Consider the following 14,458-nt stretch of genomic DNA (forward strand, 5'->3'; position numbering starts at 1 on the left):
GGATATTCCGCTAAAGGGCAGAATAGATGAAGACGATAAAAAACATTAAGCGGGTGATGGATCTTGAAAAAGGACAACCAAATAGATATTTTTAATATTTTCCACGATGGAACAATAACTAACATAAATAAAAAAATGGATACTATTCACTTGGAAATTGAGATACAATACTTGGCTGAAGTGATAAACGAAAAGTTTAATCTGTTTTATTGTGAATTGGTGGAATGTGAAGAATTTTTGTTAGAAATCTGGGGAGATGAGAAGGAATACACAAGTGATTTAAACACAATGGCTGCATATGAACTAGAGATACTGAATGCCCAATCTTCAAATGATGGGATATCCGTTAGTTGTAAAAGTGATGAAGTTATCGGCGGCAACCTCCTTATAAAAACAAGAAGTATTAATCTCTATGATGAAAACAAAAAAGAGTACTCTCTTGATGAGTTGGCTGCTGTGTGCCGTCAATATTGGAGTAAATAATTTTTTTTCATACTCCGTTAATAGATGTTTCAACTGAACAAGTAGATAATATAGTCATTAGCACTTTGGGGACATCATCCGCTTCATCCTCCTCGTTTGATGCCGGCATAGACACTCTTTGAGCTCATCATCCGCTTCATCCTCCCCTTTTGATGACGGGATAGACACTCTTTGAGCTCATCATCCGCTTCGTCGTCCTTGTTTGATGCCGGGATAGACACTCTTTGAGCTCATCATCCGCTTCATCCTCCTCGTTTGATGCCGGCATAGACACTCTTTGGGCTCATCATCCGCTTCGTCGTCCCCTTTTGATGACGGGATAGACACTCTTGGGGACATCATCCGCTTCGTCGTCCCCTTTTGATGCCGGAATAGCCCCTCTTTAAGGACATCATCCGCTTCTCGGTCCTCGTTTGATGCCGGGATAGACACTCTTTGAGCTCATCATCCGCCTCGCTCTCCTCGTTTGATGCGGGGATAGACGTGCTTTGAGGACATCATCCGCTTCGTCCTCCCCTTTTGATGCCGGCATAGACACTCTTTAAGGACATCATCCGCTTCTCGGTCCTCGTTTGATGCAGGGATAGACACTCTTTGAGCTCATCATCCGCTTCTCGGTCCTCGTTTGATGCAGGGATAGATTCTGGGTTTTTTACTGTTAAAATAGTGTTATTTAATTTTTAACTTTGCTGCTATTTTGGATGTGATTTACGGTTTTCCCTCCCTTAATGTGAACCCCTTAAATTACTACGGCGAGTTTTACCTTTTTTATACAACGAACCAGCTTCCCCGCACCCCCGCCCAGTCCCATACGTATACTAGATTATTGAAGAAAATTCGGGGGGATTTATATGATTATCCATGTTGTCAGCAGCGGTGAATCACTTTGGCAGATCGCCAACCGGTATAAAGTGAATATGAACTCTATTGTCACTGTGAATGAGTTACCCAACCCAAATCAACTGGTCATCGGGCAGGCTCTGGTCATTCCCGTGCCGGGCACCTCGCATACCATCCAATACGGCGAAACCCTATGGGCCCTTGCACAGCGTTACGGCGTGTCGGTCCAGGCTATAATTCAGGCAAACCAATTCACCAACCCTAACCTCCTCTATCCCGGCATGTCCATCATCATTCCACCTATTACACATACCGTTCAACCAGGGGAAGCATTGTGGCAGATCGCCCAGCGTTACGGAACCACCGTCCAGAAAATCATTGCGGAAAACAAAATTGAAAACCCTAACCTGATCTATCCTGGTCTGCAGCTCAGCATTCCAAGGCCGAAGCCCGTCATCGAAGTCAATTCCTATACGTATCAAAGTCCTGCAAACGCATCTCAAACGATTGAAGAATTGAACCCGCTCCTTACGTACATCAGCCCGTTCGCTTACATGATCACCCAAAACGGGACCCTCAGTCCTGCAATCAAAGACGAACCGACGGTAGAAAACGCCATCAAAAATAACGTCACACCGATGATGTCCATCACCAATTTCACGACCACGGAAGCAGGTTCGAACCTCGCCCATACCGTCCTGACCACTGAGGAGTACCGGAAAAACTTATTAAATGACGCGCTTAGAATAATGGAAGCTAAAGGATATAAGGGACTGAACATTGATTTTGAAAATGTGCTGCCCGAGGACCGCGAGCTCTATAATCAGTTCCTCCAGGAGGCCGTCGATTTCTTTCATCCAAAGGGATATTTCGTATCAACGGCGGTTGCTCCAAAAGTAAGTGCGACCCAGGCAGGACTGCTCTACACAGCTCATGACTACGAGGCACACGGAAGAATAGTCGATTTCGTCGTGCTCATGACTTATGAGTGGGGTTACCGGATGGGACCGCCGCAAGCCATCTCGCCGATAAACCAGATGAGGCGTGTCGTCGAGTATGCACTGTCCGTCATGCCGCCGGAAAAGATCTTCCTGGGCTTCCAGATTTATGCCCGCGACTGGAAGGTCCCACACGTACAGGGACAGGAAGCCGAAACCTTCAGTCCGCAAGAAGCCATCCGCCGCGCAGTGAAATACGGGGCAGCGATTCAATATGACACCACCACTCAATCACCATGGTTCCGGTATACCGATGAGCAAGGTCAGGGCCATGAGGTCTGGTTCGAGGACGCCCGCAGTGCTCAAGCCAAGTTCGATATGGTTAAGCAATATAACCTGCGGGGAGTCAGTTACTGGGCATTGGGTTACCCGTACCCTCAAAACTGGGCTCTGCTGAATGATAATTTTACAATCAGCAAGCGATAGCTGGACAGAGGAATATATTCTCTGTCCTTTTTTAATGGGGGCGGAGCGACAGGTACCTGGTATAATCGTCCCATCTCCATCCCCTGCAATCAAAGCCCCATTCTACCGACAGAATTCGCAAAAAGCTTACAAACCCTCCCTTCCTTCCACCTCAAAAGCAGGACCACCGTATGAAGAATTGCTGAAACATGTAGAAAAAGCACATTTTACACCCTCCAAAATATTCCACTATACTGTAATAGATTCATAAATACAATATTTGGGAGGAATTCTATGTATCGTAACAAAGCAATTGCCGCCGTTCTATCTACTACTCTACTATTCGGCTCGGGAGCTCTATCAGTTGCAGCAGAAAACCCCGGAAATAACGGAGGTTCATCACATGCGTTTGATAACAAAGTAATTAAGAAGATCGACGCAGATGCCATGTACAACACCGTTGACCTGCTGTCAAAGCAGCCCCGCGAAGCAGGTACGGAAGGGGAAAAAATTGCGGTTGAGTATATCAAAAGCAAATTTGAGGAGTACGGCTATGAAACAGAACTCCAGCCATTTAAACTTGAGGGCGAATGGAACGCTGGTACTTCCTCTGTCACACTTAATGGAACAGCATTCTCCGGAGATGTGCGTTCGTTCAGCGGCTCGGTCAACAAAAGTGTCACAGCACCGCTTGAATTTGTCGGGTTAGGGAGCCCCACTGAAGTAGAAGCTGCTGAACTAGAAGGAAAAATCGCTTTAATCGAACGGGGAGTATTCAACTTTTATGATAAAATTCAAAATGTCCTTGACGCCGGAGCAGTCGGTGTCATCATGTTCAACCGTGAAGGCGCATCAGGCAATAATTTTGGATATACCTACGACGGACAAAACATCCCTGCCGTTGCAATCACTAGAGAGGAAGGCTTAGAACTTGTAGACCAGCTAAACACTGAAACAATCGAAGCCACTGTCTCGGTTGAAGGGGCAAGCTACGAAATGCTCACGTCTTATAACGTCATTGCTAAAATGAAGCCAAACCCAAATAAAGATACCGGACAAATCGTAATGATCGGCGCCCACCACGATTCCGTTCACGGCGGCCCTGGTGCGAACGATGACGCTTCAGGTGTAGCCGGTGTCCTTGAACTGGCTAGAATCTTGGCTAAAACCCCTACAGATACAGAGATCCGCTTCCTAACTTTCGGCGCGGAGGAAAAAGGACTCGTAGGTTCCTACCATTATGCCAGCACATTAACGGAGGAGGAAGTAAATAATACTGTCGCCCACTTCCAAATGGACATGATCGGAAGCAAAGATGCAGGCGACCTCATCATGTTTACTCCTGACGGTGAGAAAAACCTGGTAACAGATCTGGGTGCAGCCGCGGGAGCACGAATCTCGGAGGTAGTAGACTACGGCGAATTGGGGCGCAGTGACCATGTTCCGTTCTATAACCTTGGTATTCCAGCGGCATTGTTCATCCATGCACCTTTAGAGCCTTGGTACCACACTCCTGAAGATACCATCGATCACATCAGCAAAGAAAAACTCCAGCAAGTAGCCGAAATCGTCGGAGCCTCCGTCTACCAGATTGCCAGAAAAGACACCCCTGCCCTCCAAAACGCAAGAGTCGCACCAGGCCCAGTAGACTACGACTATGATGATAGACCGCTCTAACCTTTAACCCTTTAAAGCAGTGGGGGACAGTCCCCCACTGCTTTAAAGGACTAAACTGTCTCCCCCTCAATCATACAAATTCGTCCAATAATCAATAACTTCCCTCTCCTGAACAGAATACAGATCTTCCCCATCCAAAAAGAACTCTTCGCCGCACTCACTGTTGGTGACTTGAAAGGCCATAAACTCGATTTCACGGCCGCTCGCACCAGTGGAACCGCCATACACACCATTATTTATACAATAATGATCAATAGGTGTCCTGTTCCCTTCTTCATCGACATAGAAGTAAAGATCATTGACCATTCCCTGGCTCATCTTTTCCGAAGTACGGTAGGTGCCGTATCTCTCAATATCCGTACCCATCAAAGCAGGCAGACTTTCAACGCTGAGTGGAACAACACCAAACTCTCCCTCCTGTTGAAGCTCAGGTTCCCCCGGGATATTATAAAAGGTAACCGCCGCCCCTTCATAGCCTTCAGGAATCAGGTAGATCATATCTTTCTTTTCCTCAAAAGACAGATCCGCAACACCTGGAGAATTATCACTAGTAAAAATCCCCCAAACCGCCAAAACAGCAGCAGGTATGATCGTCAAAGCCTGCGCAGTATGGATCTTCCTCCTTCGCGAACTCTCACTCTCCCTTTTACTCTTTAGCCGTTCATCGAATAGAAAGAATAGGGTCGCATTAATGACCGCAAACACAGCAGCGCCCTCCAGCAGAATAATGCTTAAAAACCCAAATAAAATATGTATAAATCCGGCAGCCACGACTCTTCCTCTAGGCATTTTCCTCGTTAGGGAATCAGACAGCAGCGATACAGGGATTCCGTAAATCAAGTTCCCGGCTCCTGCAACGAAAAAGACATAAACACCTAACCAATATGCCCCATCAAAGAGCCCTGCAACAAAAGATATGCCTGCAAATACTAGAGTGGTATATAATGCTGGCTTGATCTTGGTCACCATCACACTTCCCCTTCCGCCTAAGATGCATTGTGAATGTTTTCACAATACTATTATACCATAAAACCACTCCCACTGTACTCCTCTTCAAAGGGGTTAAAAGGTATTTCATTTACCAAAAGCGTTCTTCTGAAAGGCAATAAATTCAGGTGCCTTTAGCCCTTTAAAGCGGTGGGGGACAGTCCCCCACCGCTTTAAAGGGCTAAACTCTATCTCCCCTGCATTTATGAATGATTCACGTTCCTCTCACAATGTAGAATTTTAAAAACTTTTGTCGAAACACTTCCCTTTCTAGGTATTAATAACTATCATTTACTTATTACATTATTACGTAATTACTTTGAAGGTGTCCGTTGAGGTGGCTCTATGAAATTGTTCTTAAAACTTAAAATACATATACTTCGTTCATATATGATCTTTCATGGAACCAAAAAAGGACTAGGACATCCAACAACAATAAGATACAGTCAAAAGCTGGACGAAGTGTTAAATCAATATAGTAAACTGAATTAAACAGCTGTTTGAAATTACTTTACTACTTCAAGGCACCTCCATAAGAACCCGCACCAGTGATTTTCCAACACTTTTACAGGACCTGTAAAGATATTGGGCTGTGACTTATGCGCTCTCCTGCTGTTCTCTAGTAAAAAAACTCAAAATATGCCTAAAAGAATATTTTTATTGAAATGAGAAGCAAAGTCTTAAAAATCATTTATTTTCCCTCTTTTTCCACGCAACTAAGGAAAACCATTCCAAACCACAGTGTAGTACCATTTACCTAACACCGGAGCCAACAGCAGCATAGAGAGGTGCTACCATGAACATTGGAGACAAAGTACTATTCGACGAGAGGATTTGGTATGTATTCTGGATTTACGGTAACGGTTACCTGGAGATAAAAGGAGAGTTCCGCAAGGTTGAACTTGTGGAGGAAGCTGATATTAGATTGCTATAGCTTTCAAAAAATTCGACCTGAATACAACGCTCAAATCCAACAGGAAGAGCCCCTTCTCACAGCCCTTATACACAGTAAAAAACTGCATACCAAAGTAAAGGGTTCCTCTTTAAATGGCCCACACCCAACAAAGAGTTCAAATGACGCACGTTTTAAAACTAAAATGGGTATAAAAAGAAGACTCATCAATCGACGAGTCTTTTTGTCTTGTATTTTAACCAGACCTGTAGCCACGTATCAAACAACAAACAACCTCATAATTAGGGCTAAAACAATAAATGGTACCGGAATAAGAGGGATCATACTTAATAACCCCAGGAAACTTCCATCCTGTTTTCTATGCTTAAACATATAGATAACATTTGGAATCAGTAGAAGCAGCGTGATTTGCGCTATAACGGCTATCAGGCTATCATATCACTTACATAGGTCTCTTTATCTCCTGTCAGCAAAATACCTAATATCAATACAAATGCTAAAACCAAGTAAACCGGTGATAACTTCATATTAAACTTCAAGAATTGATTAACCATGGAACCACCTCAATCGATTATCCCCTCTAATCTCTACCACCAATAAATTCAATTAATTATATCTAATATTTCACATTATATCTGCCTATTTTTATGTATTGCATATTAATAAATCAATAACGGAAGATGTTCCACACAGCCGGGACCATCCCATTTTCCACTCCCCAACACAGAAAAAAGGTTCAGCTCCACGGAGCTGAACCTTTTTATGTTGCACGCCTTTAATATATCATAGCCTTCAGGAATCAGGTAGATCATATCTTTCTTTCCCGTAAAAGACAGATCCGCAACACCTGCCGAATTATCAATAGTAAAAATCCCCCAATTCACCAAAGCAGCAGGTATGATCGTCAATGCTTGCGCAGTATGGACCTTCCTCCTGCTCGTGCTCTCACCCTCCCTTTCACACCCCCACCGTTCATCGAATAGAAAGGGCCGCATAAATGACGGCAAATGCAGCAGCGCGATCCAGCATAATAATGCTTAAAAACCCAAATAAGATATGTATAACTCCTGCAGCCACGAATCTTCCTATAAGGTGATTATTTGTTAAAAATTGGATAGCGAAGATACAGGGAGTCCATAGATAAAGTTCCCCGCAGAAATACATATACACCTAACAAGAATTCTCCTTCAAAGAGTCCTGCACCAAAAAATATGCCTGCAAATAATAGAGTGGTCCATCTTGCTGGCTTGATCTTGGTCACCATCACACTGCTCCTTCTGCCTAAGGTATATTAGAAATATTCTCATACCATAAAACACTTCTCACTCTGTAATCCTTTTCAAAGTGGTTGAAAGATATTCAATTACCCAAGAGCAGTCTTCTGAATAGGTTAACTCTTCAAAAAAAGGATACCTTTTTACAAAGCTTACAAACGTTTGTCATCTTTATAAAAGTTTGTGCATATGATTAATTAAACAACTTAGAAAGGAATGAAGAAGATGCTTGAAAATCGTACATTAGAGGGATATGAGTGCAGGACTGAATCAATGTTTAAGATAGCGGATGAATTAGGCATTGATTATGTACGCGGGGAAAGCAACAAGGAGTTGGATAGAATTTATCGTGATTTAGCACCTGTTTTTAAGGGTGAAGACACGCTGCCTATAGGAACCGGTAAGACAGGAAGACTCCGCCAAGCTTCATATCATAAACTTTATAACTTTGCTAGACAGCAATATAACATCGAAGTACCTGACTGGAGCCCTATACAAGCCAAAAGGCATTCTAACAAAGCCAAAAAAGAGGATAGAACGATTGCTCTTCTCTCTTCCTTTCTATCCGAACTTGATCAAGGTGAAATTAAGCAAGATGAATTCATTGGAGCAATACGAGGAATAGTTGCTTCCCATAAATTAAACCAAAACGATTAATGTCAACTCACTTATGTTATCAACTTTAATCTGATAAGAAATTGGAGGATAATTAATGAAACATAAAAACATTGTAGACGCGTATATAAGAAACAACAAATATGATTGGATATTAAGCGAGTGTAAACCTGGGCAAAGACCAATTGAAGAAGTTATTGAATATGCTGTATTTACTTGGACTCCTAAATTAAAAGAATGTCATAGAAACTATTCTGCAAAAAATGGAGTTAGGGATGAAATGACAATAAAGCTTAGGGAATCATTAGGATCATTAGGTACCCCTGCTTCTTTTGAAGATATTATGAAATGGGTTTACACTAATAGAGTTGAGGGTTTTGCCTCAGTAGGAGTATATGATACTGCTTTAAGGATTGGTATTTACTTTGGTATTTATCCAACAATGGTTTATATTCATGCTGGAAGCGAAACAGGGACCAAGAATGTTTTGGGCAATGACTACAAAACCAAAAGGGCTTACTACTTTATGGAAGACCCTGAATATCTAGTTTTCGACCCAAGTGTTTATCCATTAGAAATTAATAAATTAGATCCCTACCATATAGAAAATTTCCTTTGCCAGAAAAAAGAACAACTTCAAATATAAAATGAATTTTTTAACCTTTTTCCCCAAAAAGAAGCAAGACTCATTGTCCCACCACCCTAAACATAATAAAAAGTATCAGCTGAACAAAGCTGATACTTTTTTATTTTAAGAGTCTTTATTTTCACCATCTATGCAAAGTTGACACAATACCTGTCCCCTATGGATTCTCATTAAATTAAAACGCAACCCGTCCCCCTTTACTCCAAAAAAGAAATATTGTAAACTAACATTAACCTTAAGTTCATTATTAAGAACAAAAAAACCACAATATAAAACAACACCGGGACAAAAGCACCCCATGTCCCAGAAGGAGGGATAAATCATGAGCCGGCTATTCGACAGCCACGTGAAAAAGAACCTGGATAAGCTGCACAAGAATCTCTACCTGTCAAAGAACGATCCTGAGTACTATGAAAAGGTGCTCCGTTATAAGGACCCGCAATCCCCGGAGGCACACTTCCGTCTTGCGCAGAAATGGGAAGAAGAAGGCGTGTTGATGAAGGCCTATCTGCACTATGAAAAGGCCGCCCAGGTGGACTCGCCCTACTATTACCAGGCGAAGGCTGCCTGTAAGTCCCTGGAGAAAATAATCGAGCAGCCGCCCGCTCAAATAACGGAACCAACATCCAGAGTCCCTTTCCGCCTGAAAGCCATCATCGGATCTCTTATTCTACTGAACCTTTGCATTCTGGCCTTGCTGTTCTGGAAAGCAGACTCCCTAACAGTGGTCGCCTCACAGCTGAAAGCCTGGGGAACGGATATGGAAGTCGTCTATGAAACGGAAGACATTCCCTATGTATTTTACATCCCGGCTGACACCCCGCCGGAGGAAGTCGAAAACTCTCTATATAAAAAGGCGCTCAGTATGGGCAAGGAGCTTTCCAATAAAAATGTGTTGTTATACGGTGTCCGCACAACAGACTCAGCGCTCTCACTTGAAACCCTGCCATTGAAAAGCAACCAGATAAAGGAGCAGGCCTTCGTCATCGCTGAATACAACTCCGCCCTAGACCAGCCCGTCAGAATCCGGTTCCTAAACAACACAAACAAGGAGGAAGACCCATATACCTACACCTACATCAGCACGAACCTTCTCAGAACAGCCCTCAAGACATACATCGATGAAAAGGGAGCCCCTCCAACGGACCTGAAAAACCTTACAGCGGATTATCCAGACAACTATCTCAGCTTCATTCCAAAAGAGCTTTACCATAATTCGAACGGGATTTCCCCCGCCTTCACCGGAAACGGCGGCTGGGTCTATAACGCAAACGCTCAAACGATAGACGAAATGCTATATCCCAATATTATGGATAGCTCCTCAAAGGACGCTATCCATATTCCGTTTAATCCGGTGGAAATCGAAATTGATAAGAACACCTTTACCCTGACGGTAAAAAACTCTCCCTACATCATCGCGACAAAACCAATCGGATTAGGCAAAAACAACTCCACTCCTGAAGGGACATTCTTCATCCAAAATCGGGTCTTGGAACCCCAGGGAGATCACCAAAATATGTTCGGCGCTGCAGGTCTGGGCATGGGGGATTACGCCATCCACGGAACCAGCGACGAACAGTCCATCGGCCAGGAAAAATCCCACGGCTGCATCCGGCTGTTGAACGAAGATGTTCAGGGAATCTTTGACTATGTACCAAAGGGAGCTGCAGTAAACATCGTAGACCAACCACCATCAATAGACACACCGCCAAACACCCTAAACCCGGACCTACTTTCACCGGAAACCAAACCAGTCATCACACAAACGGCTGACGAAGTCTTTGAATGGGCAGGATAGAGACACGGAGAACCCTGTAAATATCTGGTGGTTCGCACACCCCCGTCCCCACGCCTGGCTTCGTATGTTACCATTGTGGTTGGCAAAAAATCATCACGGAGGGATACAATGAAAAAAATCAGTAGTGTCATTCTTGTTTTCTTATTAACGTTAAGCTCGATTTTATTTTCCCCTTCCCAGTCTGAAGCTTCAGGTATACTAACCCGTTTATCCGGGGATAACCGGCTTGGTACAGCGATAGAAGTTTCAAAAGCAGGCTGGTCAAGCGGATTAACGAATCCCGAAAAGGCTGTCGTCATGGCAAGAGCAGATGATCCTGCCGATGCATTAGCTGCGTCCAGCCTTTCGGGTGTAAAAGATTCTCCTATCCTGCTGACATACCCTAACAGCATCGATACATCCGTTTTAAACGAACTTCAAAGACTAGGTGCTGAGAAGGTATATTTGTTGGGTGGAACGGCGGCCATCTCGAGCACTGTTCAAAGCACCCTCTCATCAAAAGGATACAAAGTTCAGCGGATTGCCGGGGCGAACCGCTATGAAACTGCCCTTAAAATCAACGAAGCTGCCGGGACTTCCAAAGGAACGAAAGCCATCTTAGCGAACGGTGAAACAGTTGCAGATGCTTTATCCGCTTCAGCAGCTTCCGCCATCAATGAAGTTCCGATTTACCTGGCAATGAAAGACAAACTTAGAGTGAATCTTCCTTCAAACATCAAGCAAGTTGATATTTATGGCGGGACTGCCGTAATTTCTGCTTCTGTCGAAAGTCAACTTAAGTCACAAGGAATCACAATCAACCGTATATCCGGTGCCAACAGATATGAGACGAGTATTGCTGCAGCAAATAAGCTCAACATCAATTCCAATAAGCTGATCGTGGTTCGCGGTGAATCTGTCAAAACAACCAAGCAGGATTATCCCGATGCTGTCGCGGCGTCTGGATTAGCGAACAAATTAAATGCCAAGATTCTGCTTGTTCACCCAACCAAGACGTATGATGTAACAAAATCCTATTTAAGCGCGAAAAACCTGGACACCTATGTTTTAGGTGGAATGGCTGCAATTTCTAACAATGTCTTGAGCGGTTATGGCTACGATACTCCAAATGAATTGGCTGTACATATTATTGATGTAGGCCAAGGAGACAGCACGTTAATCCAAACCCAAGGGAAAACCGTTCTGATTGACGGAGGGACAAGAACTGCCGGAGATAAAGTTGTTTCTTATTTGAAGGCCGCTGGCATATCATCCATTGACTACCTCATAGCAACACACCCTGACGCCGATCATATCGGTGGATTAATTGACGTTCTAGATCAAATCCCAGTCGGAGAAGTACTGGATTCCGGTTTAACACACACCTCCCAGACTTACTTTGATTACCTAGGTCTAATTGATGCTAAAAACATTCCATTTGATGTACCGAGCGTAGGAAGTGAGTTCACATTAGATTCAGGGATCAGCTTCAAAGTACTGAATAACGGCAATGGCTACACTGAAAATAACGCCGGGTCTGTCGTGGTAAAACTCGCCTACAACAATGTAAGCTTTATGCTGACCGGCGATGCAACCACAGAATCAGAGACAAACATGATGGAAAGATTCAATCTTCGTGATATCCAATCCACCTTTTTAAAAGTCGGCCATCATGGATCCACCACTTCAACCTCACAGGAATTCTTGAATGAAGTGAATCCAAAAGCAGGAATCCTTTCGTACGGAGACAACAGTTATGGCCATCCAACAAGTGAAATCGTCAGCCGGCTGAAGAATAAAGGGGTAACCCTTTACTCCACTTACGAGTCAGGAGATATTGTCGTAAAAACGGATGGAGATTCTTACACAATCAATGCCTCCCCGTTTACAGGTGGAGGAGAAGCTCCAGCCGCTTCAACCGGTAAACTTGATATCATGGCCTTAGACCTCAGCGCTGAGATTGTAACGATCAAGAACATTGATTCAAAAGACATCCCGATGGCAGGCTGGAAACTCGTCAGCGTGGAAGGAAATCAAACCTTTGACTTCCCTTCCGACTTTGTATTGAAAAAAGGGCAGTCCGTCAATGTGGCAGCTGGAAGAAGTGCCGTTCATAATCCTCCGGCACAGCTGCTCTGGACGAACGGCTACATCTGGAACAATTCAGGCGATGCCGCTGTGTTATACGATCCTCAAGGAGTGAAGATTGATGAACTCGCGAAATAAATACACACTCGATCGATTTGAAGGCTCATTGGCGGTATTGCTGCTAAGGAAAGATGAATCTGTACAGTTAGATGTTTCCAAGGAAAAACTCCCTGAACATGTAAAAGAGGGAGATATCATCGAGTTAGAGCAGTCCGAGGATGGATCGATAGTAAATGCAGTGATCCTTGAAGATGAAACCAATGAGGCAAAAAAGAAAGCAGAAAACTTGTTGAAAAAACTATTAAATAAAGATAAACACTGATAGACTCCACCTTCTGAAATATAGAGTTGAAATGGCAGGCCAATTCGAAAATGAATTGGACCTGCTTTTTTGTTACATACGTAATTTTGCATACAGGATTAGCATCCAATAGCTCTTTCGAGAGGAACTGCGTGATACAATTGTAAATACTGGATGTTCCAACACGGAAATATTAGTGACCAGAAGATATATAAGCTTTTTACTAGATGAAAAAGGAGTCAAATATGAAAGAAGCAATCAGGAATGAAGCAGGTAAACTTTCAGGATTAAAATTAAGTTGTGCCGGAAGAGCCTCGAACCTTTTCTGGATTGGGTTCGGAGATCTGCTTCCTGTAACCAAAAGAGGCGAAACGAGTGAATCAGCTGAAAATACATTACATATTCAGTGTTCATGGCGAATGACAAAAGGCAATAAAATCATTGTAGCTTCACAAGACTTTTATTCTCCAAATTCAGACTGGGATGAAAATGAAGAGGGCTTCAATTGGGAGGATCAGGGAAGCAATAGATTTGATGAACGAATAAAATCCTTTATGGAAGACGAATCAGATTTGATTGTAGACGGCATAGACTCAGATAATATAGGCGGATTAAAGGTCTTGTTATCAAAAAAATATGCATTAGAAATTTTCCCGGATTCTTCAGAAGACGATGATTATAGTGAGTTCTGGAGACTCATCAGTCAGAATGGGAATCCTCACTTTATTGTTTCCGGCAAGGGTATCGAAAGAGTCTAATTTTAATAATGTTGAGGTGGATGTTTTGAAATTCAACTATCTTCTTAGAGGTCAAGGCTGGGCTGAAGGATATATTGAAGTGAATTCACAAAGATGCGATTTTAATCCCAGCTATCTAACGGATGTACTTGGAGATTTATTAGATGGATTGGTTTATTTGTTAATAACCACAGCACCTAATAGGAAAAGATCACCGTCATTTACGATTATCATGGATGAAGAGCCGAGCGGCCTTGAATGGGAGTTCACTTTAGTGAATGAAAAAAATATGCAATTACTCATTAAAGCCTTTGAGGATATGTGTTCCAAGGAAAGTGACCAAGGTGAAATAGTAATTGAAACAACTTGTAATAGTAACGACTTTCTTTCAGAAGTAATCAAAGAACTCGAAGTATTAATTAAAAAACACGGCATAATCGGTTACAAAGAGACATGGGCCCAACACGAATTTCCTTTAAGCAGTTTTCTAAGGTTAAAGCACTACCTGAAGCAGGAACAAGATTTTGAGATTGCTTATGTCGGAAAGAACAAAAGGGACTGGGATTATTATTTGACGGATATAAATGCTGAACTATCCTTGCTTACTGATAGTGGAAATGAATAAAGGTTGTTGCACTGGGGCGGTTGCTGAATAAG

Annotated in this window: 16 protein-coding genes; 12 read left to right on the forward strand and 4 right to left on the reverse strand. The window is 43.0% G+C overall.

What is annotated here, in order from left to right; translation table 11 throughout:
- Positions 1–63 precede the first annotated feature (63 nt).
- Positions 64–483: a hypothetical protein gene (locus ACOJQI_RS20810; RefSeq protein WP_421381700.1), complete on the forward strand. Its 420-nt coding sequence runs from the start codon at positions 64–66 to the stop codon at positions 481–483.
- A gap of 180 nt (positions 484–663) precedes the next feature.
- Here the strand turns inward: ACOJQI_RS20810 and ACOJQI_RS20815 are convergent, their stop codons facing one another.
- Positions 664–915, reverse strand: coding sequence for a hypothetical protein (locus tag ACOJQI_RS20815; protein ID WP_421381702.1), 252 nt, complete (start codon positions 913–915; stop codon positions 664–666).
- 419 nt (positions 916–1,334) lie between these two features.
- Here ACOJQI_RS20815 and ACOJQI_RS20820 point away from each other — a divergent pair, with 419 nt between their 5' ends.
- Positions 1,335–2,747: a LysM peptidoglycan-binding domain-containing protein gene (locus tag ACOJQI_RS20820; protein ID WP_421381704.1), complete on the forward strand. Its 1,413-nt coding sequence runs from the start codon at positions 1,335–1,337 to the stop codon at positions 2,745–2,747.
- 273 nt (positions 2,748–3,020) lie between these two features.
- Complete coding sequence (locus ACOJQI_RS20825; RefSeq protein WP_421381706.1) at positions 3,021–4,403, forward strand: M28 family peptidase; 1,383 nt, start codon at positions 3,021–3,023, stop codon at positions 4,401–4,403.
- Positions 4,404–4,469: 66 nt separating this feature from the next.
- Here the strand turns inward: ACOJQI_RS20825 and ACOJQI_RS20830 are convergent, their stop codons facing one another.
- Positions 4,470–5,372: a DUF6843 domain-containing protein gene (locus ACOJQI_RS20830; protein ID WP_421381708.1), complete on the reverse strand. Its 903-nt coding sequence runs from the start codon at positions 5,370–5,372 to the stop codon at positions 4,470–4,472.
- A 363-nt stretch (positions 5,373–5,735) separates the two neighbouring features.
- Between ACOJQI_RS20830 and ACOJQI_RS20835 the strand changes: the two genes are divergently transcribed.
- Together ACOJQI_RS20835 and ACOJQI_RS20840 are read left to right on the forward strand one after the other, a co-directional pair.
- Entirely contained in the window at positions 5,736–5,882 is a 147-nt protein-coding gene (locus tag ACOJQI_RS20835; RefSeq protein WP_421381710.1) for an aspartyl-phosphate phosphatase Spo0E family protein, read from the forward strand.
- Between the two features lie 304 nt (positions 5,883–6,186).
- Positions 6,187–6,324 (forward strand): hypothetical protein, encoded by a 138-nt coding sequence (locus ACOJQI_RS20840; protein WP_421381712.1) that lies wholly within the window; start codon positions 6,187–6,189, stop codon positions 6,322–6,324.
- 404 nt (positions 6,325–6,728) lie between these two features.
- On the opposite strand, the gene ACOJQI_RS20845 is transcribed toward ACOJQI_RS20840, so the two are convergent.
- Both ACOJQI_RS20845 and ACOJQI_RS20850 read right to left on the reverse strand, forming a co-directional pair.
- A complete protein-coding gene (locus ACOJQI_RS20845) occupies positions 6,729–6,857 on the reverse strand; it encodes a hypothetical protein (RefSeq protein WP_421381714.1) in 129 nt (42 codons plus the stop codon).
- Between the two features lie 105 nt (positions 6,858–6,962).
- Positions 6,963–7,310 carry a hypothetical protein gene (locus ACOJQI_RS20850; RefSeq protein ID WP_421381716.1) on the reverse strand — a complete coding sequence of 116 codons (348 nt, stop codon included), beginning with the start codon at positions 7,308–7,310 and terminating at the stop codon, positions 6,963–6,965.
- Between the two features lie 492 nt (positions 7,311–7,802).
- On the opposite strand from ACOJQI_RS20850, the gene ACOJQI_RS20855 reads away from it, so the two are divergent.
- The 7 genes from ACOJQI_RS20855 to ACOJQI_RS20885 all read left to right on the forward strand — a co-directional run bounded on the left by ACOJQI_RS20855 (position 7,803) and on the right by ACOJQI_RS20885 (position 14,426).
- Positions 7,803–8,234: a hypothetical protein gene (locus tag ACOJQI_RS20855; RefSeq protein WP_421381718.1), complete on the forward strand. Its 432-nt coding sequence runs from the start codon at positions 7,803–7,805 to the stop codon at positions 8,232–8,234.
- A gap of 55 nt (positions 8,235–8,289) precedes the next feature.
- Positions 8,290–8,838 carry a hypothetical protein gene (locus ACOJQI_RS20860; protein WP_421381720.1) on the forward strand — a complete coding sequence of 183 codons (549 nt, stop codon included), beginning with the start codon at positions 8,290–8,292 and terminating at the stop codon, positions 8,836–8,838.
- Between the two features lie 322 nt (positions 8,839–9,160).
- Entirely contained in the window at positions 9,161–10,636 is a 1,476-nt protein-coding gene (locus tag ACOJQI_RS20865; RefSeq protein ID WP_421381722.1) for a L,D-transpeptidase family protein, read from the forward strand.
- 108 nt (positions 10,637–10,744) lie between these two features.
- Entirely contained in the window at positions 10,745–12,841 is a 2,097-nt protein-coding gene (locus ACOJQI_RS20870) for a cell wall-binding repeat-containing protein (protein ID WP_421381724.1), read from the forward strand.
- Entirely contained in the window at positions 12,825–13,085 is a 261-nt protein-coding gene (locus ACOJQI_RS20875; RefSeq protein WP_421381726.1) for a DUF3006 domain-containing protein, read from the forward strand. The genes ACOJQI_RS20870 and ACOJQI_RS20875 overlap by 17 nt, the downstream gene beginning before the upstream one ends.
- 224 nt (positions 13,086–13,309) lie before the next feature.
- Entirely contained in the window at positions 13,310–13,822 is a 513-nt protein-coding gene (locus ACOJQI_RS20880) for a hypothetical protein (protein WP_421381728.1), read from the forward strand.
- Positions 13,823–13,847: 25 nt separating this feature from the next.
- Positions 13,848–14,426, forward strand: a complete 579-nt coding sequence (locus tag ACOJQI_RS20885; protein ID WP_421381730.1) for a hypothetical protein — start codon at positions 13,848–13,850, stop codon at positions 14,424–14,426.
- The last annotated feature ends 32 nt before the right edge of the window (positions 14,427–14,458 follow it).

Source organism: Bacillus salacetis, assembly GCF_049177075.1.
Lineage (GTDB): Bacteria > Bacillota > Bacilli > Bacillales > Bacillaceae_B > Rossellomorea > Rossellomorea salacetis_A.